At 52.8% G+C, this 22,279-nt stretch carries 18 protein-coding genes and 1 pseudogene; 15 read left to right on the forward strand and 4 right to left on the reverse strand.

What is annotated here, in order from left to right; all coding sequences use genetic code 11:
• The first annotated feature begins 12 nt into the window (after positions 1-12).
• Both ycjG and ETV65_RS01030 read left to right on the forward strand, forming a co-directional pair.
• Positions 13-990: an L-Ala-D/L-Glu epimerase gene (ycjG, locus tag ETV65_RS01025; protein WP_129951155.1), complete on the forward strand. Its 978-nt coding sequence runs from the start codon at positions 13-15 to the stop codon at positions 988-990.
• Positions 991-1,135: 145 nt separating this feature from the next.
• A complete protein-coding gene (locus tag ETV65_RS01030) occupies positions 1,136-2,770 on the forward strand; it encodes an ABC transporter substrate-binding protein (RefSeq protein ID WP_129951156.1) in 1,635 nt (544 codons plus the stop codon).
• Between the two features lie 64 nt (positions 2,771-2,834).
• On the opposite strand, the gene ETV65_RS01035 is transcribed toward ETV65_RS01030, so the two are convergent.
• Positions 2,835-4,037: an MFS transporter gene (locus tag ETV65_RS01035; protein ID WP_129951157.1), complete on the reverse strand. Its 1,203-nt coding sequence runs from the start codon at positions 4,035-4,037 to the stop codon at positions 2,835-2,837.
• 113 nt (positions 4,038-4,150) lie between these two features.
• Between ETV65_RS01035 and ETV65_RS01040 the strand changes: the two genes are divergently transcribed.
• The 3 genes from ETV65_RS01040 to ETV65_RS01050 all read left to right on the forward strand — a co-directional run bounded on the left by ETV65_RS01040 (position 4,151) and on the right by ETV65_RS01050 (position 7,207).
• Positions 4,151-5,116, forward strand: coding sequence for a LysR family transcriptional regulator (locus tag ETV65_RS01040; protein ID WP_129951158.1), 966 nt, complete (start codon positions 4,151-4,153; stop codon positions 5,114-5,116).
• 149 nt (positions 5,117-5,265) lie between these two features.
• Positions 5,266-6,249 (forward strand): zinc transporter ZntB, encoded by a 984-nt coding sequence (zntB, locus tag ETV65_RS01045; protein WP_129951159.1) that lies wholly within the window; start codon positions 5,266-5,268, stop codon positions 6,247-6,249.
• A gap of 274 nt (positions 6,250-6,523) precedes the next feature.
• Positions 6,524-7,207 carry a hypothetical protein gene (locus ETV65_RS01050; protein WP_240782800.1) on the forward strand — a complete coding sequence of 228 codons (684 nt, stop codon included), beginning with the start codon at positions 6,524-6,526 and terminating at the stop codon, positions 7,205-7,207.
• A 59-nt stretch (positions 7,208-7,266) separates the two neighbouring features.
• Here ETV65_RS01050 and ttcA read toward each other — a convergent pair whose 3' ends face one another.
• Complete coding sequence (gene ttcA, locus ETV65_RS01055) at positions 7,267-8,202, reverse strand: tRNA 2-thiocytidine(32) synthetase TtcA (RefSeq protein WP_129951161.1); 936 nt, start codon at positions 8,200-8,202, stop codon at positions 7,267-7,269.
• Between the two features lie 101 nt (positions 8,203-8,303).
• Positions 8,304-8,435 (reverse strand): annotated as a pseudogene (locus tag ETV65_RS25075) (site-specific integrase); the annotation flags it as partial.
• A gap of 155 nt (positions 8,436-8,590) precedes the next feature.
• On the opposite strand from ETV65_RS25075, the gene ETV65_RS01060 reads away from it, so the two are divergent.
• From ETV65_RS01060 to nudI, 3 genes are all read left to right on the forward strand, one after another.
• Positions 8,591-8,824 carry a YgdI/YgdR family lipoprotein gene (locus ETV65_RS01060; protein WP_129951162.1) on the forward strand — a complete coding sequence of 78 codons (234 nt, stop codon included), beginning with the start codon at positions 8,591-8,593 and terminating at the stop codon, positions 8,822-8,824.
• Between the two features lie 47 nt (positions 8,825-8,871).
• The gene (locus ETV65_RS01065; protein ID WP_195817515.1) at positions 8,872-9,099 is read left to right on the forward strand and encodes a YgdI/YgdR family lipoprotein; all 228 of its coding nucleotides are present in this window, start codon (positions 8,872-8,874) and stop codon (positions 9,097-9,099) included.
• Positions 9,100-9,239: 140 nt separating this feature from the next.
• On the forward strand, positions 9,240-9,665 hold the full coding sequence (gene nudI, locus ETV65_RS01070; protein ID WP_129951164.1) for a nucleoside triphosphatase NudI: 426 nt from the start codon (positions 9,240-9,242) through the stop codon (positions 9,663-9,665).
• Between the two features lie 43 nt (positions 9,666-9,708).
• On the opposite strand, the gene ETV65_RS01075 is transcribed toward nudI, so the two are convergent.
• Entirely contained in the window at positions 9,709-11,508 is a 1,800-nt protein-coding gene (locus ETV65_RS01075) for a transporter (protein ID WP_129951165.1), read from the reverse strand.
• 257 nt (positions 11,509-11,765) lie between these two features.
• Here ETV65_RS01075 and ETV65_RS01080 point away from each other — a divergent pair, with 257 nt between their 5' ends.
• From ETV65_RS01080 to ETV65_RS01110, 7 genes are all read left to right on the forward strand, one after another.
• Positions 11,766-13,121: an alginate lyase family protein gene (locus ETV65_RS01080; protein WP_129951166.1), complete on the forward strand. Its 1,356-nt coding sequence runs from the start codon at positions 11,766-11,768 to the stop codon at positions 13,119-13,121.
• A complete protein-coding gene (locus tag ETV65_RS01085) occupies positions 13,118-15,256 on the forward strand; it encodes a heparinase II/III family protein (RefSeq protein ID WP_129951167.1) in 2,139 nt (712 codons plus the stop codon). The genes ETV65_RS01080 and ETV65_RS01085 overlap by 4 nt, the downstream gene beginning before the upstream one ends.
• Positions 15,257-15,266: 10 nt before the next feature.
• Positions 15,267-16,043, forward strand: a complete 777-nt coding sequence (locus ETV65_RS01090; RefSeq protein WP_129951168.1) for an SDR family NAD(P)-dependent oxidoreductase — start codon at positions 15,267-15,269, stop codon at positions 16,041-16,043.
• Between the two features lie 94 nt (positions 16,044-16,137).
• Positions 16,138-16,848 carry a FadR/GntR family transcriptional regulator gene (locus tag ETV65_RS01095; protein WP_129951169.1) on the forward strand — a complete coding sequence of 237 codons (711 nt, stop codon included), beginning with the start codon at positions 16,138-16,140 and terminating at the stop codon, positions 16,846-16,848.
• Positions 16,849-17,099: 251 nt separating this feature from the next.
• Positions 17,100-17,966, forward strand: coding sequence for a helix-turn-helix domain-containing protein (locus ETV65_RS01100; RefSeq protein ID WP_129951170.1), 867 nt, complete (start codon positions 17,100-17,102; stop codon positions 17,964-17,966).
• 109 nt (positions 17,967-18,075) lie between these two features.
• Positions 18,076-19,374, forward strand: a complete 1,299-nt coding sequence (locus ETV65_RS01105; RefSeq protein ID WP_129951171.1) for an MFS transporter — start codon at positions 18,076-18,078, stop codon at positions 19,372-19,374.
• Positions 19,375-19,420: 46 nt separating this feature from the next.
• Entirely contained in the window at positions 19,421-22,078 is a 2,658-nt protein-coding gene (locus ETV65_RS01110; protein ID WP_129951172.1) for a glycoside hydrolase family 78 protein, read from the forward strand.
• Positions 22,079-22,279 lie beyond the last annotated feature (201 nt).

The raw sequence follows: 22,279 nt of genomic DNA on the forward strand, positions 1-22,279 counted from the left end.
ACTGGAGACGTTATGAGAAATGTTCGTTTTTATCCGGAAGCCTGGCCGTTACATACACCGTTCGTCATTTCGCGTGGCAGCCGTACTGAAGCGCGGGTAGTCGTGGTTGAAATTGAAGAAAACGGCATTCGTGGCGTCGGGGAATGTACGCCGTATCCGCGTTATGATGAAAGTGAAACATCGGTGATGGCGCAAATTGGCAGCGTGGCAACGGCGATTGAACAGGGCGCTACCCGTGAACAATTGCAACATATGCTTCCGGCGGGTGCTGCACGTAATGCGCTGGACTGTGCGCTGTGGAACCTTGAATCCCGGACGAGTGGCCTGAATTTATGGCAACTGACCGGCACAGAACCACTGGCATCCGTCAGCATGGCGCAGACCGTGAGCATGGGTACGCCGGAAGCCATGGCCGAAGCGGCGCTGGCCTTGCAACAGAAGGGGGCGACGCTGCTGAAAATCAAACTTGATGACCGGCTGATCGCAGAGCGTCTGGTGGCTGTGCGGGCCGCCGTGCCGAATGCCTCGCTGATTGTCGATGCCAATGAAGCCTGGCACAGCGACGGGCTGGCGGCGCGCTGTCAGTTGCTGGCTGACCTTGGCATCCTGATGCTCGAACAACCGCTGCCCGCCGGTGAAGATTCGGCGCTGGAAAATTTTATCCACCCGCTGCCGGTTTGCGCCGACGAAAGTTGTCATACGGTGGAAGGCTTACCCGCGCTGAAAAACCGTTATGACATGGTGAATATTAAACTGGATAAAACCGGCGGTCTGACCGGCGCACTGCTGCTGGCAGCCGCCGCGCGTGAACAGGGTTTTGAGATCATGCCCGGCTGCATGTTGTGCACATCACGGGCGGTTCGCGCCGCTTTACCGCTGACGGCAGGGGCGAAGTTTATCGATCTTGATGGACCGACCTGGCTGGCACAGGATGTCGAACCGGCGCTGAAATTCCACTGCGGCGGCATTGATGTTGCCGGTTCGGACTGATTTCATCCGGCTTTTTATTCATCAAACCCGGCGGTTTTGTGCGTGAAGGCAAATCTGTAACGATTTCTTATAGGGGATTCTTACCGATAATGATAAAACTCGTGAATGTTTCAGGGCGTAGCCCTTTGTCAGTTCAGGAGAATTTATGCCGCAGGGAAATTCATTTCCGCTTTTATCCTATTCCGCATGCGCCGCACTGGTCGCACTGACTGCCGGTCAGGCTACGGCAGCACAGGTTCCCGCCGGTACCCAGCTTGCTGCGAAACAGGAAATTGTCCGTCATATTAAAGACGAACCCGCCTCACTGGATCCGGCTAAAGTTGTCGGTTTGCCTGAAGCGCAGGTGGCGCGTGACTTATTCGAAGGGCTGGTAAATCAGGATGCCACCGGGAAAAGTATTCCGGGCGTAGCGGAAAGCTGGCAAAACCAGAACAATCAGGTATTCCTGTTTACCTTGCGCAAAGACGCCAAATGGTCGAATGGCGATCCGGTGACTGCACAAGATTTCGTTTACAGCTGGCAGCGTCTGGTGGATCCGAAAGGGTCATCATCCGGCGCGTGGTTTGCCGGTCTGGCTGGTATTGCTAACGCTGATGCGATCATCGCCGGGAAAATGCCGGTGGATAAACTGGGCGTGACCGCTGTCAGCCCGACGCTTTTGCGCGTTACTCTGGATAAGCCGGTGCCTTATTTTGTCAGTCTGCTGGCGAACTTCAGCCTGTTCCCGGTACATAAAGCCACTGTTGAAAAATACGGCGATGACTGGACTAAACCGGGCAATCTGGTGGGTAACGGCGCGTATGTGCTGAAAGACCGCGTGGTCAATGAAAAGCTGGTGCTGGAGCCGAATCCGTATTACTGGGATCATGCCCATACGGTGCTGACCAAAGTCACTTTTGTGCCGATCAATAAAGAGTCCAACGCGACGAAACGTTATCTGGCTAATGATATCGATATCACCGAATCCTTCCCAAAAGACCAGTATAAAAAGTTGCTGCATGATCTGCCGGGACAGGTTTACACGCCGTATCAGCTGGGAACGTACTATTACGCTTTCAATACCCGCCGTGCGCCGACCGATGATGCCCGCGTGCGTCAGGCACTCTCACTGAGTATCGATCGTAAAATTATTGCTGAAAAAGTGCTGGGCACCGGTGAAAAACCGGCGTGGCGCTTTACACCGGATGTGACGAACGGCTTCAAACCGGCTGAAAGTGAGCTGCAACAATATTCGCAGGAAGAACTGAACGCACAGGCGAAAAGCCTGCTGGCGGCGGCAGGTTACGGCCCGGCTAAACCGCTGCATCTGACGCTGTTGTATAACACCTCGGAAAGCCATCAGAAGATTGCTATCGCAGTGGCCTCAATGTGGAAAAAAACGCTGGGTGCCGATGTGAAACTGGTGAATCAGGAATGGAAAACCTACATAGACAGCCGCAATACCGGCAATTTCGATGTGATCCGTGCCTCCTGGGTGGGCGATTATAACGAAGCCTCCACCTTCCTGTCGCTGCTGACGTCCACGCACAATGGCAACATCAGCAAATTCAGCAACGCGGAATATGACAAAGTCATCAGTGATGCCAGCCGCGAAACCAGCGAAACGCGACGCAACAATGACTATAACAAAGCCGAGCAGATCATCGCCGGGCAGGCACCGATTGCGCCAATTTATCAGTACACTAACGGGCGACTGATCAAGCCCTGGGTAAAAGGCTACCCGATTAATAATCCGGAAGACGTCGCTTACAGTCAGGAAATGTATATTCTGAAACACTGATCTGACTGACATAAAAAAGCGCCCGCAGTGAATAGCCGCGGGCGCTGATCTTTTATCCCACCCTTCAGCTTTTACGGCTGAACAGACGCAGCAAAAGTGCCGCACCCGCCGCAATCGTTGCCAACGCCACTACCCCCGTCCAGCCCCCGGTTGCCAGCGCTTTACTGCCCAGCGCCGCCCCGGCTGACATACCGATAAATACTACGGTGAACAGCAGGGCATTCAGACGACCACGGGCGGCCGGTTCAAGACCATAAACCAGCGTCTGATGGGCTACCAGCGTGGCCTGAATACCTAAGTCAAAACCGATGGCACTCAGAACAATCAGCGCCAGCTGAGCGTGCGGTGACAACAGCGGTAACAGAAACATTGCCGCAAAAGAAATCATCACCAGCGCTGAGCCCATCTGGGTTACGCGCGCCGGCCCTTTTTTATCCGCTAACGCACCGGCCAGCGGTGCTGCCAGGGCGCCTGCTGCTCCAGCCAGTCCAAATGCGCCGGCCACCGCACTGCCCAGGTGGAACTGTTCGTTGAGCATAATCGCCAGCGTGGACCAGAAGGCGCTGAACGCTACGGACAATAACCCCTGAGCCAGCGCGGCATGGCGTAGTGTTTTATAGTTTTTCCACAGACCAAACATTGAATGCAACAGGCTGGCATAACTTAGGCGTGTGTCCGGCGTAAAACGCGGCAGAACCCGCCACAACGCAATGCCAATCAGCGCGACGCTCAGCGCCGCCAGCTGATACATCACCCGCCAGCCAAAATACTCTGCCACAAAACCACTGAGTACGCGGGACAGTAAAATCCCGACCAGAAGTCCGGTCATCACGGTGCCGACCGTTTTCCCCCGTAGCGCGGCGGGTGCAAGATGCGCTGAGGCGGGCACGATATCCTGCGCCATGGTTGCACCGATGCCGGTGATCAGGCTGGCTACCAGCAAGCCGTGAATGCCCGGTACAAAACCACACAGCAGCAACGCCGCGGCCAGCAGCATGCTTTTCAGCAAAATAATGGTGCGGCGGTCATGGCGGTCACCCAGCGGAATGAGGAACAGGATCCCCAATGCATAACCGGCCTGAGTAAGCGTCGGGATAAGGCCGACAGATAGGGGGCTGGCGTGCAGATTATCGCCCATAATGCCGAGCATCGGCTGACTGTAGTAAATCGAGGCGACGCTTAATCCCGCACCGGCGGCCAGAGTAAAAATGATTTTGCCCGACAGGGCGGATCCCTCAACATGGGATGTGCTGGTAAGTTCTGACATGGCCTGACCCCTGAATAATAAGTTTATAACTGCAAGTACGTGGAATGCATTCTTCACCCAAACGGTTATAAGTGGTAGCCTGCAGAAAGGTAAAACTGTTATACGTGAGGCGTATGAACAATCCCGGCACCAGTGGTATCGACCGCATCGACCTGATGCAAACCTTTGTGCGGATAGTGGAAAGCGGCAGTTTATCCGCCGCCGCGACGCAACTGAGCACCAGCCAGCCGACTGTCAGCCGCCGTTTGCAGTCACTTGAGCGTCTGCTGGGTGCGAAACTTATCCTGCGCACCACCCACGCGATGAAGCTCACCGACGACGGTCAGCGGTGTTATGAGCAGGCAAAATTACTGCTTGAGCGGTGGGTTTCGCTGGAAGATCAGTTAAACGGTGCGGGCGATGAACCGGTGGGGATCCTGCGGGTGCGTGCGCCGCATGCGTTCGGGCAGGACCAGCTGATCGCGCCGCTGACCCGTTATTTACAGCGTTATCCGAATCTTTCCGTGGACTGGATGCTGAATGACCGCACGCCGGACTTCATTTCGGAAGATATCGATTGCGCCATTCAGGTGGGGAATATTGTCGATCCGTCGATGGTCGCCATTTTGCTGGCCGAGGTACCTCGTATTGTGGTGGCGACACCGGAACTGCTGCAACAGCATCCGGTTAACCGGGTCAGCGAACTGCCACAATTGCCCTGGATTTCTTTAAGCACCTTTTACCGCAACGAATTCGCGCTAAAACATGATAACGACGGCAGAATGGAAAGTTGCAGCATCTCGCCGCGTATGGCGACTGACAGTTTATACGCCGTGCGAAAGGCCGTTCTGTCGGGATTAGGAGCCGGCATTGTGTCGGCATGGATTGTTAAAGAAGATATCGCTGAAGGGCGATTGCAGCGGGTATTACCCGGCTGGAACGCCTTACCGCTGCCGGTGTATCTGGTTTATCCGTACTCCAGTTATTATCCGGCGCGCCTGCGTAAATTCCTCGAAATGATGCGCAGCGTGATGCCTGAACTGGCCGAAATGCAGGCGCCCGGCGGAGAGACACACTCTGTGATATCACGACATATTTAACAGCATATGTGTAACATCTTTAGATAAATCCCGTGGCATGATCTGCTTTGGCAGGGGATGCCAGCCATGTTGGCCTGAGTCGGGTTTTTGAATGTCAGAGACTTAACGCCAGACTTAACACTGATAACGAAGAAAAAGCGAGGAACGTCGTGGAAGTCATTAAGGGAAAAGAATTACAGGTTTCAGATGCCGTTTATGCTTTCCAGATGGACGGACAGGGCGGTGTGAATGTCATCAGCCCGCAATGTGTCGCCAGTGAAGATAAACCCTGTTGGTTGCATCTCGATTACACGCTTCCCGCCAGCGAACAATGGATTAACAGCACCCCGGTGCTGCCGGATACCGTGCGTGAAGCCCTGGCCGGGGACAGCGTCCGTCCGAAAGTCATGCGCGTTGGCGAGGGTACGCTGATCACCTTACGTAGTATCAACCTTAATGCAGATGCACGGCCCGATCAGCTGGTCACTATCCGCGTCTATCTTACCGACAAAATGATTGTTTCCACGCGTCACCGGAAAGTGTTTTCCATGGAAGAGATGATCGGGGATATGAAACAAGGCAGCGGGCCGAAGAATACGGGGCGCTGGTTGGTGGAAATTTGTGATGCGCTGACTGAACACACCAGTAATTTCATTGAAGACCTGCATGATAAAATTATCGATATTGAAGATGATTTGATGGAGCAGCAGGTGCCGGAGCGGGGCGCAATGGCGTTGCTGCGCAAACAACTTATTGTATTACGTCGCTATATGGCACCGCAGCGCGATGTATTCTCGCGCCTTGCCAGTGAACGCCTGCCGTGGATGAATGATGATGACCGCCGTCTGATGCAGGAAATTTCGGACCGTTTAGGACGCGGGCTCGATGATCTGGATGCCAGCATTGCGCGTACAGCGGTGCTCTCGGATGAAATCAGTTCACTGATGGCTGATTCACTGAACCGCCGCACTTACACCATGTCACTGCTGGCGATGGTCTTCCTGCCGGCGACGTTCCTGACGGGGCTGTTTGGGGTCAATCTGGGCGGTATTCCCGGTAATACGTCACCGTTTGGCTTCGGGATTTTCTGTGCCTGTCTGGTGGCACTGGGCGGAGGGGTGGCACTGTGGATGAAGAAAAGTCGCTGGCTGTAGAAGGTTAACCTGCTGAAAAAAAGCAAAAAAAAGCCGGTCATAAGACCGGCGTCGTTCGAATTAAATTGTGCTATGCATTAATTCTAAAAATTTGGAAATAAGACAATATGGAGCACAACGCCCATCGCTTGACGTTGCATTCACCTGCGGAATAGATATTGCACCGATCCGGCCCGTCTAATGTTGATTTCGCTCAATCTTTTTGGGGTTTCTCGCTGCGGAAGGCCTGCACAGGCATTTTCGCCTGACGATCTTATTTTCGACATAACAGGAGGTGGCTTTGCACACACGGGAAATTATTCATCAGGCGTATGAAAATACGACGGCTAAAACGTCAGAAATCTGGAATACCCACCGCGGAACGGGCGAAATCCGCACTGAACCTTTCTATCACCCGACACGGCTTGCTATCACCAGTGGTCATCGCGCAGGCTCCCCGATGGCAGCGTTACTGGACGAGTTAGCCACTGCGGCGCAGGGGGATCCGCTGGCCGATGTGGCACAGGTGAACGGAATGCATTTCACCTTTTTCGCCATCACGCAGGCGTTGTATGACAAACCGGGAGACGCGGAAGATCTCGCGGATCTGATCAGTATCTTTGAACAATATTGCCGCAGCCATGTTATGCAGATAAGCGATTTGCGGCTGGTGGCTTTACCGGATCAACTTTTGCTGGCGGGATTTCCGGATGCGGAAAGTTTGCGGGTGAGGCAGGCGCTGGTGGAACATTTACTGAATACGCCCTGGGCAGTAAAAATCAGAGAGCGATATCCCGACACGGAAATCCCGCAAGTCTTCTGGCACAGCACGTTGCTGCGTTACAGCGCGCAATACCTGCCCGAAACGCTGCGTGTCTGGTTCCGGGAAAACCGGCAGAAAGACTTTGGCTCGCTGAGTCTGCCGGTGAAACTGGTCATGACGAATTACAACTGGACTGAAACGTTCACATTAGCCTGAAAAACAAAAAGCCCGCATTGCGCGGGCTATAAGATTCACAACGAACGCTGCGCCGGAGACTATTTAATTTCCAGCACGTTCAGGCGCTCAGCCGGTGCAGCGACTTCATCTTCTTCCGGTTGCCAGCCAGCCGGTTGCAGCGGAATATCTTCGCGATCAAAGGCCAGGTCGCCGCCGTCCACAACCTCGTCGCCGTGACGGATCCCTTTAAAATCGAAAAGATTCATGTCGTTAAGATGTGAAGGTACCACATTTTGCATTGCGCTGAACATGGTCTCAATACGGCCCGGATATTTTTTATCCCAGTCTTTCAGCATGTCGCCGATCACCTGGCGTTGAAGATTTGGCTGCGAACCGCACAGGTTACAAGGGATAATCGGATATTCGCGCGCAATCGCAAAACGCTCGATATCTTTCTCGCGGCAGTAGGCCAGCGGGCGGATCACGATGTGTTTGCCGTCGTCGCTCATCAGTTTTGGTGGCATCCCTTTCAGCTTGCCGCCGTAGAACATATTCAGGAACAGCGTCTGCAGAATGTCATCGCGGTGATGGCCGAGGGCAATTTTGGTACAACCCAGTTCTGTCGCAGTACGGTACAAAATGCCGCGGCGCAGACGTGAACACAGTGAACAGGTTGTTTTGCCTTCCGGGATTTTATCCTTAACGATGGAATAGGTGTCTTCGGTGACAATCTTATATTCCACGCCCAGTGTTTCTAAATACTCAGGCAGGATGTGTGCCGGGAAACCCGGTTGTTTCTGGTCAAGATTGACCGCCACCAGTGAGAAATTCACCGGCGCGCTTTGTTGCAGATTGCGCAAAATTTCCAGCATGGTGTAGCTGTCTTTCCCGCCGGAGAGACACACCATAATGCGATCACCTTCTTCGATCATACCGAAGTCAGCAATCGCTTTCCCTACGTCACGACGCAGGCGTTTTTGCAATTTATTGAGGTTGTACTGCTCTTTTTTATTAACTGTTTGATTATCTGACATTTTTATGTTCGATTCATCTGATGACGCAACAGGGAAAACCTGTAACGCGAGTTTCTTGTTCAGCATACCGGTCGGGTCGCTTTCATGCTTTACCGGCGGATGATAAAAGGCGGGTTCGTTCCCGCAGTCAGCATCCGGCATGCGTACGTGTGGCGCGTATGATACGGATTACGCCGTGAAAAGTCAGCGCGTTTTATAGCAGCATTCCAGCATGCGCCGATTGGGGAAAGGGAGTCGCCGGTCTGTTAAGGGTTTTTGTGCTTTTAATGACGCGCCGCTTATAAAGTGACGAAGGGCAAATACAGATGTTTCTGAATGAAGAGTCTGAAATGTTAACTAAGCTTACTCAAAACATTGTTAAATCAGGATCCCTTTCAGGAGAGAAAGTATGAACAGGAAAAACCTTATTGCCGCATCACTTGCTGCCGTATCCATTCTTTTTGTTGCAGGTTGTGCGTCTAATCAGGCGATTAAAACCACGGACGGGAAAACCATCGTCACGGACGGTAAACCTCAGGTAGATGATGATACCGGTCTGGTGTCTTATAAAAATGCCGAGACGGGTAAAACCGAGCAGATTAACCGCGACCAGATTAAAAATATGAGTGAACTGGATAACTGATTTACCCTGAAACAACCCCTAAGGAGAGAACGATGAACAGGAATTTATTGCCACAAAAAATGCTATTACCTTTAGCTGCTATCATGTGTGTCGCTGCGCTATCAGGCTGCACCCGTACCAGTTATGCCATTCAGACCAATGATGCGCGAACCATAATCAGTGACGGTAAACCGAAAGAGGCCGATTCCGGCTTGCTCGAATACACTGATGCTAATGGTGTGAAACAGCAAATCAGCAAAACTGAAGTGAAACAGGTATCAGAACTCCCGAAATAAATCCGGTGCGTAATCTTTATTTTGTTTCCTATTAAAACCCGTCGTCAGGACGGGTTTTTTATGACATGAATACCGGTATCCGTTCCCCGCAATATGCTATTTTTCCCTGCTGAAAATCCCCGATAACTGTGTAGGAAAATATGCGCCAGAGAACTATTGTCTGCCCGTTAATTGAACATGAAGAAACATATCTGCTGTGTAAAATGCCCTCCGGCCGGGGTGTCTTTCCCGGTCAGTGGGCACTGTCAGGGGGAGGGATGGAGCCGGGAGAAACCATCGAACAGGCATTACTGCGTGAAGTGCGGGAAGAGTTGGGTGAATCGCTGGAACTGTCCCATATCACGCCCTGGACCTTCCGTGATGATATTCGCACTAAAACTTATCCGGATGGTCGCAAAGAAGAGATCTACATGATTTATCTGATCTTCCATTGCCAGGCGAAGAATACCCTCATCACCCTTAACGATGAATTTGAACGTTATGCCTGGGTGCGCAAAGAAGATTTGGCGAAGTACGATCTCAATGAAGCCACGCGCATGACGCTGAAACAGCGCGGATTGTTGTAAATAAACGGGCAGGGCTTCCGGCGGAAACCCTGCGTGATTTTCCCTATCGTTGTGACGTTACTACATGCCGTTTTAAGGCTTTTTCAGCCTGAGCCGCTTTCATGCCTTTTTCTGCGCTGCGATGCAATATCCAGCCAAAGAGCAGAATTGACAGGGCGCACAGCAGGAACAGGAGTCGTCCCCACAGCGGGTTAGGTACCAGCACCATCAGCAGCAAACCCGCACCCATGTACATCGAAATTCGGCCGATTTTATCGCGTTGCAACCGGTCAAATTCATCCTGTTCATGGTCGGCATAGACAGGCGTTTCCCTATCGGTGAAGAACTGTTTGCGCCGGGTTTCACGCGCTGTATTAGTCTCACGATAAAACAAGGTGGTCAGGCAGAAAAACCCGCCGGTAAACACCAGATGCGCAAAGATGTTCCACATGATGGCCACATCCAGCAGCTCACGTGTCGTCAGCGAGATACCCAGCAGGCGGGCGACATCCGGTGCCGTGAACAGATTGGCGACGACATAAGACACGCATAATCCAAACAGTACAGTCACCCACGCGGCCCAGTCCGGGGTTTTGCGGATAAACACGCCGAGGAACAGCGGGACGACAATCGGTGCCTGCATCAGCGTGCCGACTTTCATCATCAGATCGAACAGGCTGACCGTCTGCATGGTATGCATATACTGCGCGACCAGGATCACCAGTACACCATTCACCACGCAGGCAATCTGGCCAACGCGCAACTGGTATTTGTCGCTGCGCTCACTGTGGCGGTTGATGACGGGCGTCCAGAAACTGCGTACAAAAATTCCCGAGTTTCGGTTCAGTGCACAATCCATTGAGGACATGGTGGCAGCAAACAATCCGGCCATCAGCAGGCCCACGGTGCCTGCCGGCATCGCGCGTTCAGCGAAAATCAAATACACCGCATCCGTTGCGTTTTTGCCGAGTTCCGGATGTGCAGTTGCCGCGTCAGGATACAAGATCGCTACCGCCCATGGCGGAATGAACCAGATAATCGTACCGGCCAGCATCAACACTAACGCGAACAATGCCGCTTTTTTGGCATTGAAGCTGTCTTTAGCATTCAGGAAACGGTACGAATCCTGCAGGTTATTGATGCTCTGTACATTCTTGATAAAGAAGAACAGAAAACAGGCCACCAGCAGGGAAATGTAATGCGGCCCAACGTCAGGGCCGGTAATGAAGCCGGACGGAAACTCAGTCACCAGTTTGACCGGGCCGCCGACTTTAAACAGTGCCACTGCCGCACAGGCGATAGAAATAATTGCTACTACCAGCGTCTGCACAAAGTCACTGGCCACCACGCCCCAGGCACCACTCAGCAGTGAAATCACCAGCACCACGGTGCCCGTCACCCACAGTGTCAGCGTGATGTCATGCCGGAATACTGCGCTGGCAAACACCGCCAGGCTGTTCAGCCATACGCCGGCACTGAGGATGCTCAGCGGAATGATCATCCAGGTGAAAAACTGTTCGTTGCCTTTGCCGAAGCGATGGTTGATGGCCTCGGTGGCAGTATCGACGCGCAACTGGCGAAAGCGTGCGGCAAACCACCACCAGGCAATCAGATAACCGAACACGTTACCTGCAAATACGCTGACGACATTGAAACCGTAGCGGTAAGCCTGACCGGCCGCGCCGGTAAACGTCCAGGCGCTGAACTGAATCATAAAGGCGGTCGCGCCAACCATCCACCAGAGCATTCGCCCGCCGCCGCGGAAATAATGGCTGGAGGAACCGGACGCCATTTTTTTGAAGGCATAACTGATGGCAATCATTAAGACGAAGTAACCGATCATGACCAGAACGTTAATATCCATTGTCGTTACTCTCTCGTTTGTAGGGTGAGATGTTTTTTGGTTATGTAATGAGCAAGCGTAGAAGAGGGAATGGAAATTAAAAGTCGGACAAATAAGAAATGCTTAGTTTGTTATCAAATTGTGATTCTGGTCGCTATTTGGGCTTATTGTCTGCTTTTGAGTCAATTCCGACTGGCGAAACTAAAGGTTCATTGCTTTATTAGTATGACTAAAGCGTGAAATCTCAACGGAGCAGCGGCGTGTAGCCGGGAGAAAACATGAAGTTAATTCAGCGCTGTAATGTGAAAGATGCGGGAACGGGGATCACGGTGGGCGCGATGCTGATACTGACGCTGATGGCCGCTTCTGCGGATGCACTGGCGGGCGAACCGGCATTTTTAAATACGGCACAAATGGCCGTTGTCCGTCAGCAACTGCATGATCACCGTGCGGCACCGCAAACGGCAGAGGCCTATCAGCACTTGCTGGCGGCGGCGGATTCCGCGCTGAAGAAGCCTGAACTGAGCGTCACTGACAAAGGGATGACGCCGCCCGGGGGATCGAAGCACGATTATCTCAGCCTGAGTGCGTACTGGTGGCCGGACGAAAGTAAATCCGACGGGCTGCCCTGGATCCGCAAGGATGGCCATGTGAATCCCGCCAGTAAAAACGATCAGAGCGACGGGGTGCGGCTGGCCGATTTTACCGCACGGGTGCAGAACCTGACGCTGGCGTGGTATTTCTCCGGCGAACAGAAATACGCGGATAAGGCGGTCAGCCTGCTGCGTACCTGGTTTATCACGCCGGAAACGCGCATGAACCCGAATCTGAATTTTGCGCAGGGCGTACCGGGCATCTCGCCGGGACGCAACGCCGGTGTGCTGGATGGACGCTATTTTTCCACCCGGATCGTGGATTCATTAGTGTTGTTGCGCGGGGATCCGGCATGGACGGACAACGACGAACAGCAAATGCGGGCGTGGATGCAGGCGTATCTCCGCTGGTTACAGGGCAGTAAAATCGCGAAAAAAGAAGGGCGCACAGAGAACAATCACGGTAACTGGTATGTGACGCAGGTATCGGGCATTGCATGGTATCTGGGGGATAAGGCGGTGATTGGCGATATGGCGAAACTGATGAAAAGTAAGCTTGATGTACAGCTGAAACCTGACGGTACTCAGCCCGCCGAGCTGGCGCGCACACGTTCTTTTCATTACAGCTATTTCAATTTACAGGCGATCAGCATGATGGCGGTGCTGGCGCAGAAAAACGGCATTGACCTCTGGCATTACAAAACACCACAAGGCGGCAGCGTGCTGACCTCGCTGGATTTCATGGCGCGCTTTACCGATCCGTCGGTGCCGTGGCCGTACAAATCACTCGATCAGATCCGTGTGCGTCCGGTGCCTTTGCTCTCCTGGGCGGATAACGCGACGGGGGAAAAACGTTACGAACAGTACATCCGCAGCGCGAAATTTACCTTGCCGCCGGCGGTGAAACCGGCGTCCGGCGGTTATCACGAAGATGTTACGCGTGGTGCGGTAATGGAAGCCGAACGTGACACCTGGCTGCTCTCATTGCCGTCTTTTGCGGCTGGTTATGTCGCGCCGCAGCCGCCGGAGGTACAAAAATGAATCACTGGCAGCCGTTGCTGATAAGCCCTGACGGGGCGGAAAAACTGCACAGGCAGATTAACGCAGATTCCCCTCTGGGGGTGGCGCTGCGTGCGCAAATCGCCACGCTGGAAAACATGCTCATGCAGCCCGTGTCGGTTCCCGGCCAGGGTGAGGCGGGCGGCCCGGAGCATACGCAGCATAAGCAGAACTATCTGGGGATCAACCTGGCAGGGCGTTTCGCGTTGATCACAGGGGAGCCCCGTTATACGGATTACGCGCTGGCACTGCTGAACGCTTATGCTGACATTTATCCCTCGCTGGGCAGCGCAACCAGCAAAGACAGCAATGCTCCAGGACGCCTGTTCCATCAGACACTGAATGAGAATATGTTCTGGCTGTACGCCGCCGAAGGTTATCACTGCGTGATGCCCTCACTTGATGCAGCTCAGCGTGAATATATTGAAGCTAACCTGTTTCGGGTGATGGCGGATGATGCACTGAAGCGGCACAGCCGCGATTTTGATATCGTGCATAACCACGGGATCTGGTCGGTGGCGGCGGCGGCGATCAGCGGTTACGCGCTGGGCGATCCGGCGCTGGTCGAAAAAGCGTTGTATGGTCTGAAAGGTGACAGTGAAAGTGGCGGATTCTTTGCCCAGCTCAGTCAGCTTTTTTCGCCAGACGGTTATTACATTGAAGGGCCCTATTATCACCGTTTCGCGCTGCGCCCGTTGCTGCTGCTGGCGGAGGCCATTGAACGGCGTCAGCCGGCGTTAAAGATTTATCAGTTCCGCGATCAGATTATCCGTAAAACCTGTGAAGCCCTGATGCAGACGGCATTCCCCGATGGCGTCTGGCCTGCACTGAATGATTCCTCTAAAACCATCAATATCCGTGATGACGGCGCGGTGATCGCCGCCAGCGTCTGCTATTCCCGCTATGGTCACCACCCGCAGTGGATCGCTGTCGCGCAACAACAACAGACGGTATGGGCCAGTGAGGCTGCGCTGGAACTTTCAGCTGCCCTGAAAGATGCTCCGGCAACGCCCGTGGACTGGGGAAGCATCGAACTGCGTGATGGGCCGCAAGGCGCGCAGGGCGGCATCGGAATTTTGCGCAGTGGCGCAGAAAATCAGGCTATGGCGCTGATGTGGTATGGCCAGCACGGCAGTATCCCGCGCCTGCATTCGGCACTTAATCACGGCCATTTTGACGGACTGCATCTGAGCCTGTTCAGCTGCGGACGCGAGTTCCTGCGTGATTATGGCTTTGGCCGCTGGGTTAACGTCGAGCCCAAATTCGGTGGTCGCTATATTCCTGAAAACAATAGTTATTGTAAGCAGACCGTCGCACATAATACCGTGGTGGTTGACGAACAAAGCCAGAATGGCGGTAACAGTCTGGAGGCAGAAAAACGCTGGGGCGAACGGCATTTCTTTGTCACGGATAATCCGGCCGGACAAGGCATGAGTGCGCGGCTCGGCAGCTACTATCCGGGTGTCAATCAGCAACGCACGGTGCTGATGCTGAACCTGCCGGAACTGTCCTCGCCGCTGATCGTCGATGTATTCCGGCTTACCAGTCATGAACTCCATCAGTACGATTATTGCCTGCATCATCTCGGTCAGTTTGTCCGCACTGATACCAGCCTTCATGCAGCCAGCCAGCTAACGCCGCTTGGCGAAGGGCACGGATATCAGCATTTGTGGGATTGCGCACGGGCTGGGATGGCGGCGGGGGATTCGGCCTTATTCAGCTGGCTCGACGGTGACAGCTACCGCACGCTGATCAGCGCCTTCCCGGATGGCGGCGAACTGATTGTCGCCCGTACCGGTGCCAGCGACCCGCATTTCAACCTGCGTAATGAACCGGCATTACTGCTGCGAACCCACGGCACTCACGCCCTTTTTGCCAGCGTATTTGAAACTCACGGTAACTTCGATGAAGCCAGCGAAACGTCCCTGGACGCGCGTGGCAAGGTCGAGCGGGTCAGCGTGGTCAGTCATGATGATCAACAAACCGAACTGAATATTTTCTTTGCTGCTCAACGGACGCTAAACGTTCGTATCAGTAACCGCGACGCGCCGGCAGCGCAAGACGCTTTCAGCGTGGCGTGGCAATCCGTTTCACCCCTGAATATCCCTGAATCATAAAGGAGTCATTATGTTTAACGATTTGAAAGGTCAGCGAGTCCTGATCACCGGTTCAACCAAAGGCATCGGGCTGGCTGCGGCAAAAGCGTTCGCGGCGGCAGGCGCAAAAGTCGGTATTAACGGCCACCGTCATGATGCCAGTCTCGACAAACTGGCGACAGAAATCGCTACAAACGGCGGTGAGGTGGTCTATTTTGGCGCAGATGTCACAAAGTCTGCAGAATGCGAAACGCTGGTGGCGAACTTTGTCGAACGGTTTGGCGGCATTGATGTGCTGGTCAATAACGCAGGCGGACTCGGCGGACGGCAGGGGCTGGAAAACATCGATGATGATTTTTATGACCACGTGATGGATCTTAATGCCCGTTCGGCGCTGATGGTGACGAAATTTGCCATTCCGCATTTGCGTCACGCGGCGAAACAGAGCGGCAGAACCACCTCGGTGATCAGCACCGGCTCGATTGCCGGCCGGGAAGGCGGCGGGCCAGGTGCCAGTCTCTACGCCGCCTCGAAAGCCTGGCTGCACAATGTGCACCGCAACTGGGTGAAGGAGTTCACCCGGGACAACATCCGCTTTAACGTGATTGCGCCGGGCACCATCGACACCGTCTTCCATGCGGATAAAAGTGCGGAAGTGCGGGAGAAAATTGCCGGTTCCATCGCAATGGGGCGCTTCGGCACGGCTGAAGAGCTGGCACCGTCTTATCTGTTTTTCGCCTCGCATGCCTGCAGTGGCTACATAACCGGTCAGATTCTGGATGTGAATGGCGGCCAGATGGCGCCATAGCGCACAGTTCGGGAGTTTCAGTGCGGCGCAGGCATGCAGCTCACCGCCGCCTGAACTATGATGACGGCAACCTGCACAGGAAAAAGGGAAGAATATGACGATGCAGTTTGAAACCGCTGCAGGCATGACCCGTGGCCTGAATACCCATATCGCCCGCGATATCGCCCGCAAAATTCTGTCGGGCGAACTGGCGTCGGGCGCGATCCTGCCGAGTGAAATTGAACTGGGCGAACAGTTTGGCGTCAGCCGCACCGCGCTGCGTGAAGCGCTGAAATTACTGACCTCCAAGGGGTTACTTGAGTCGCGGCCCAAAATTGGTACCCGTGTGAAAGAGCGTCCGCAATGGAACATGCTGGATCCGCAGTTGCTGGAATGGATGCAGGGCATGGAAGCGACAGAAGAGATCTATCATCAGTTTCTGGAATTCCGCAAGGCGATTGAACCGCATGCTACCGCGCTGGCTGCGGTGAATGCCAGTAAAGAGCAACGCATTGAACTGTCGCGTATTTACCGCCAGATGTGCCACGTCGCTGAAAATTTCGATGCCCAACATTGGGTGGATATCGATACGCAGTTCCACAGGATGATCTTCATCGCTTCCGGTAACTGTTTTTACGTGCCGTTCGGCAACGTTCTGACCACCATTTTTAAATGGTTTTTTGAGTATTCCTCAAAAGAAGGGGGGATGTGCCTCAGCGAACATCAACGCATTTACGAAGCCATCATGGCCGGCGACGAAGGCGCGGCGTTTTCAGCCTCACTGAGCCTGATGAAAGGGCATAAGCACCGGTTACACCAGAGATAACGCCCAGTAAAACCGTCTCATTCTATTTCCCCGCTGCGCAGATCTTTCTGCGCATTTTTATGTCTGATGATCCCCGGAAGTGATTTCTGATACAAAAATGAAACAAATGTCACGGGCGGTTACGCCACAGTGCCAGTGGCTCATATAGACTTGTCATAATTATTACGGTCTAATCATTTTATCAGGAAAATATATTTTTATTACACACATTGATTAAAGTTAATTATTTTATTCATTAAGCCGGTGAATGTATGAAAATACTCAAGGTCAGTGATTTCTTCCTTTCGAAACATCATGCTTTTAGTTTATTCGATATGAACCGTCAGTCGATGGAAGATGTGCACAGGCATGAATTCGATGAGTTGGTTATTGTCCGCAACGGCAGCGGATTTCATATCATTAACGACCAGGTGGAATTTATTCATAAAGGCGATTTTTTTATCGTCAGCGCTCATGATGCCCACTGCTATGAATCCACCAATAAACTATCAATTACCAATATATTACTGCATAAACAACGACCCTTTCATTTTATCAATAACATTGATCAACTCACTGCGGGGATAAAAGAATATACCACCTCAATAAAAAAACGGCGTACCGGATTAACGGACGCGGAACTGACGACAGTGACTGAACTGACCGATAAAATTACCTGCCAGTGGGACACCCGTTATGATAACGCCTACTTTGCTGCTTCAGAATCTTATCTCTTATCGATGATAGTCATGCTGTACCAATGTGCCACCCGCAGGGAATGCCGGGCCAGTCCGACAGAATCCGGCAAGCGACATCTGCTGAATTATTTACGCGAAAATTACGCGTGCAGTATTAACTGGGATTATTTGTGTGAGGAAAGTGGTGTGGCAAAAAGAACCATGTTCAGATTTATCAAAGAAATGACCGGCTTTACGCCCGAAAAATTTCAGTTGCGTTACCGTTTATTAAAAACCCAGGAGTTATTACGCACCTCCGATTTAACTGTCGGCAAAATTGCTACCCGGTGCGGTTTCTCCACCACATCACGTCTGACGGAGGCCTATAAAAAACAATTTCACAGAACCCCCTCTCAGGAACGAATGAGAGTCAGTAATAGTGTCCTTAAAGCGCACTATTAATAATAACCGTCATAAACAAGAAACGTCTAATAGGGAATCATAATAACAGCAGGTGTTAAGGACAGCTCACGAATTATTTTTTTCACCGTTACCTCTGAAGGACATGATTATGTCAACCATTAAACAACCTAATCCCTGGTACGTCGGGGTGGTTTCCGGCATGGCATCATATATTGATTCTGCCGCAATTGTTTCAAACGGAACGGCCCTGGTTATTTATCAGAAAGCAATAGGAACAACATCGGCTCAGATCGGCATACTTTCCGGCATATTAACGCTGAGTATTGCACTGGGTGCTTTTCTGGGCGGCAGGCTGGGGGATTGTTATGGCAGACGCAAAGTCTTTATTGTCACTATGGCGATGATCATTATGGGTACGCTGTTGCTGGCTTTCGGTAATACCTTTCCGGTGCTGCTGACCGGCACATTGCTGGTCGGGCTGGCTACCGGCGCAGACTTGCCGGTATCTCTGGCGACCATTGCCGAAGCCGCAACGGATAAAAATCGCGGGAAAATTATCGGACTGTCGAATTTACTGTGGTTTTTGGGGATTGGTACAACCATGGCGATTTCAGCCATCGTCGGCGGCTGGGGGCGTCCGGGTGCGCAGATTATGTATCTGCATGTCTGCGCTGTGGCCGTGATTTTGCTGGCGTTGCGCTGGACAATCCCGGAGTCTCCATTGTGGCTGATTGCCCGAAACGAACGGCGTGCAGGGATTGTCACGGTACGTGCGCAGAAAGCCTCGTTTAAGGATCTTATTCACGGGAAATACCTGTGGCCTTTTGTAGCGCTGTGTCTGTTCTATGCCTTTACCAATCTGGCCGCGAATACCGGCGGTCAGTTTGGCACGTATATTGCGGTGAATGTCGTGGGTATTTCCGTCGGGCAACATTCACTGTGGAACCTGCTGACTATGCCGGTCGGTGTATTTGCCGGGATCATGTTTATGCGTTTTGTCGATACACCAAAACGCATCCCGGTATTTATTCTGGGGGCATGTTGTTTTGCGGGGGGATTCTTCCTGCCGGTATTATTTAAATTTTCTCCCGCATCCTGGTTCTGCTGCTTATTTTTTACTGCCATAGGCAGCGGCCTGGCATTTGAAGGGATAATGAAAGTCTGGTCGCAGGAATCTTTCCCGACCATGCTCCGCTCTACTGCGCAAGGTATTATCGTCGCTATTTCCCGGTTGTTATGCGGTGTACTGGCATTTATTACGCCTCTGCTGCTCGATGCCGGTCCGCTGGTGTTGTATACCCTTTTATCCGCTACGGTGGCTTCCGGTTTGTTGATCGGCTGGATCTGTTTCCATGGCAAACAACGGAATGAATTCAACAGCGAGGCCGGTACGGTGACTAAAGAAACGGCATCTGAATATCCGGCATCCGTTATCAAGCAAATCTAGTGGTTTATTTTACCGCTCAGGCAATATTACATGAGGACTCAGGAATATGCTCACAGTGATCAGACTTACATTAAATCAGGAATCAGCATTGTATGGTGTGCAGGAATTTCCGGTATTAGGCTGGGAAATTGCAAGCCATAACAGAAATGTCCGGCAAACCGCTTACCGGATCCAAATTAGCCAGGATCAGGGTTTTGATAAAATCCTGTTTCGGGGCGAATGGCAGGACGGCGAATATTCTAATAATGTCACCCTGAATGAATTCACTCTCATCTCTTCACAGCATTATTTTATCCGGGTGCAGATCCGTGATAATTATGGCGACACCAGTGCCTGGAGTTCGCCTGCGGAGATGATTTCCGGCGTGCTTTATCCCCGTGAATGGCTGGCTGATTTCATCACCGTCGAAACGCCGGCAGATAAAGATAATTCCAGGGCGACACTGTTACGGAAATCTTTTGTTCTGAACCGGGCAGCAGATATTCAGTCGGCTTTTATTCATGTCAGTGCGCTCGGGCTTTATGAATGCCATCTCAACGGTTGTAAAGTCGGAGAAGATAGCCTGACGCCGGGTTGGACGAGTTATCACAACCATTTACTTTATCAGACTTACGAGGTAACCGGTCATCTGAAAAAAGGTGAAAATGTCCTGGGTGCCATTTTAGGTGCAGGCTGGTACAAAGGTGACATGGGTTTCAGCCGTCATCGTAATTATTATGGTGAACGGAGCGCGCTTATTTCTCAGCTGATGATTAATTATAAAGATGGCTCACGTGAAATTGTGGTCAGTGATGAAAGCTGGAAGGGATACGATTCAGCCATTCTGTTTTCAGAAATCTATGACGGTGAAATTTACGATGCACGCCGGGAAACTCCCGGCTGGTGTGCGCAGGGTTTCGCAGAGGATGGCTGGCGGCCCGTCAGCGTGGTGGCGCATGAAAAATCCACGCTGGTGGCGCAGGGAAGTAACACGGTCAGAAAAATGGGAGAAATTAAGCCTGTTGCGCTGATCACGACGCCGCAGGGCGACACTGTTATTGATTTTGGCCAGAATCTCAGTGGCTGGGTTGCGTTCAGGGCCAGCGGCAAGGCGGGTGATAAAGTGGTATTGCGACACTTTGAGGTGCTCGATGCGCAGGGTAATGTGTATCTGGATAATCTGCGCACTGCCAGACAGCGAACCGAGTATGTGCTCAAAGGCGAGGCCGAAGAGACCTGGCATCCGCACTTTACCTGGCAAGGTTTCCGCTTTGTGAAAGTTGAGCAATATCCGGCGCCGCTGGATCTGAATAACTTCACCGCCATTGTTTTGCACTCCTCGATGGAACAGACCGGGCATTTCGCCTGCTCAGACCCGGCGCTGAATCAGCTACATCACAATATCCTTTGGGGGCTGAAAGGTAATTTTGTTGATGTGCCGACGGACTGCCCGCAACGCGACGAGCGGCTGGGCTGGACGGGCGATGCGCAGATTTTTTGCCGTACCGCGAGTTACCTGATGCAAACCCGTAATTTTTTCGCCAAATGGCTGACCGATCTTCGTTATGATCAGACGTCTGAGGGCGGTGTGCCTCACGTTGTCCCGGATATCCTGACCGGCTATTGTGGCAAAGACCGGCTGCTGTCCGAAGGCGGAACCCATTCCGCATCGGCCTGGGCGGATGCCGCAGTGATCAACCCGTGGACGATGTACCTGATGTATGGCGATACGCGGGTGCTGGAAAACCAGTACGCCAGCATGAAAGGCTGGATAGATTTCATGACCGCGCATGCTGAAAACCACCTCTGGCATTACAAATTACAGTTTGGCGATTGGGTGGCGCTGGATGCCAAAGAGGGCAGTTATTTCGGTGCCACGCCCGATGACCTGACGTGCACGGCGTATTATGCGTATTCCACGCAATTGTTCGCCAAAGCGGCGAAAGCGCTGAACCGCACTGAAGACTATCAGCATTACGATGCCTTACATCAGGCCATTGTCAGGCGTTTTCAGGAGGAATTCTTCACTCCATCCGGCCGTCTGGCGGCCAGAACGCAAACCGCACATATTCTGGCCCTGTACTTTAATCTGGTTCCTGATGCGTTCCGTCAGCGCACCACCGATACGCTGGTAGAACTGCTTAATGAACACGACGGGCATTTAGTCACCGGCTTCGTCGGCACGCCATATTTCTGTCACGCACTCAGCCAGAATGGCCGGAACAAAGAGGCGTGGAGTTTACTGCTGAAAGATGATTTCCCGTCATGGCTGTACCAGGTGAAAGCCGGTGCCACCACGGTCTGGGAACACTGGGACGGCATCAAACCGGACGGCAGCATGTGGAGCGCGGACATGAACTCCTTCAATCACTATGCTTACGGCGCGGTGGGCGAATGGCTCTACCGGGTGGCGGCCGGGATTGAAGCCGATGAAGAGCAGCCGGGTTTCAAACACGCCATCATCAGACCACAGACCGGCGGCGGCCTGAGCTGGCTGGATACCCGCTATCAGTCCATTTACGGTGCAATCGGTGTGCGCTGGGAAGTGAGCGGTCAGACCGTGTTCCTTAACGTCACTGTTCCGGCGAATACCTCCGCCACCGTGGTCCTGACGGACGGTCAATCTGTGCAGGAGGCGGACGGGATTGATTTTGTGCGCTGTGCTGACGGATATACCGCTGAGGTGGGTTCGGGGGAATATCGGATCGAGTACCGGTTAGTTTAAGGTCAAGACATTGGGTTGCCACCCAAACGGGCTTCAAGGTCAAGACCGTGGGCGTCGGCCCACACCGACCAGAGACCCGGTAACGCGCGGGCCTCTGGACTCCGCGCTTTTTTAACTGCCTGCTACCGCTTGCTGGCTATGTTTCAGGTACCGCAGTGACAGGCTTGAAATCTTGCCGCTGCGCGGTGCCTTCTCTCGGAG

The sequence above is a fragment of the Rahnella sp. RFA10(1/100) genome (genome assembly GCF_004195115.1).
GTDB classification, from domain to species: domain Bacteria; phylum Pseudomonadota; class Gammaproteobacteria; order Enterobacterales; family Enterobacteriaceae; genus Rahnella; species Rahnella perminowiae.

Bases quoted from the DNA above. Each gene is read 5' to 3' on its own strand.
- ycjG (WP_129951155.1), top strand. From the start codon at position 13: ATGAGAAATGTTCGTTTTTATCCGGAAGCCTGGCCGTTACATACACCG.
- ETV65_RS01030 (WP_129951156.1), top strand. From the start codon at position 1,136: ATGCCGCAGGGAAATTCATTTCCGCTTTTATCCTATTCCGCATGCGCC.
- ETV65_RS01035 (WP_129951157.1), bottom strand. From the start codon at position 4,037: ATGTCAGAACTTACCAGCACATCCCATGTTGAGGGATCCGCCCTGTCG.
- ETV65_RS01040 (WP_129951158.1), top strand. From the start codon at position 4,151: ATGAACAATCCCGGCACCAGTGGTATCGACCGCATCGACCTGATGCAA.
- ttcA (WP_129951161.1), bottom strand. From the start codon at position 8,202: ATGTCAGATAATCAAACAGTTAATAAAAAAGAGCAGTACAACCTCAAT.
- ETV65_RS01060 (WP_129951162.1), top strand. From the start codon at position 8,591: ATGAACAGGAAAAACCTTATTGCCGCATCACTTGCTGCCGTATCCATT.
- nudI (WP_129951164.1), top strand. From the start codon at position 9,240: ATGCGCCAGAGAACTATTGTCTGCCCGTTAATTGAACATGAAGAAACA.
- ETV65_RS01075 (WP_129951165.1), bottom strand. From the start codon at position 11,508: ATGGATATTAACGTTCTGGTCATGATCGGTTACTTCGTCTTAATGATT.
- ETV65_RS01080 (WP_129951166.1), top strand. From the start codon at position 11,766: ATGAAGTTAATTCAGCGCTGTAATGTGAAAGATGCGGGAACGGGGATC.
- ETV65_RS01085 (WP_129951167.1), top strand. From the start codon at position 13,118: ATGAATCACTGGCAGCCGTTGCTGATAAGCCCTGACGGGGCGGAAAAA.
- ETV65_RS01090 (WP_129951168.1), top strand. From the start codon at position 15,267: ATGTTTAACGATTTGAAAGGTCAGCGAGTCCTGATCACCGGTTCAACC.
- ETV65_RS01095 (WP_129951169.1), top strand. From the start codon at position 16,138: ATGACGATGCAGTTTGAAACCGCTGCAGGCATGACCCGTGGCCTGAAT.
- ETV65_RS01100 (WP_129951170.1), top strand. From the start codon at position 17,100: ATGAAAATACTCAAGGTCAGTGATTTCTTCCTTTCGAAACATCATGCT.
- ETV65_RS01105 (WP_129951171.1), top strand. From the start codon at position 18,076: ATGTCAACCATTAAACAACCTAATCCCTGGTACGTCGGGGTGGTTTCC.
- ETV65_RS01110 (WP_129951172.1), top strand. From the start codon at position 19,421: ATGCTCACAGTGATCAGACTTACATTAAATCAGGAATCAGCATTGTAT.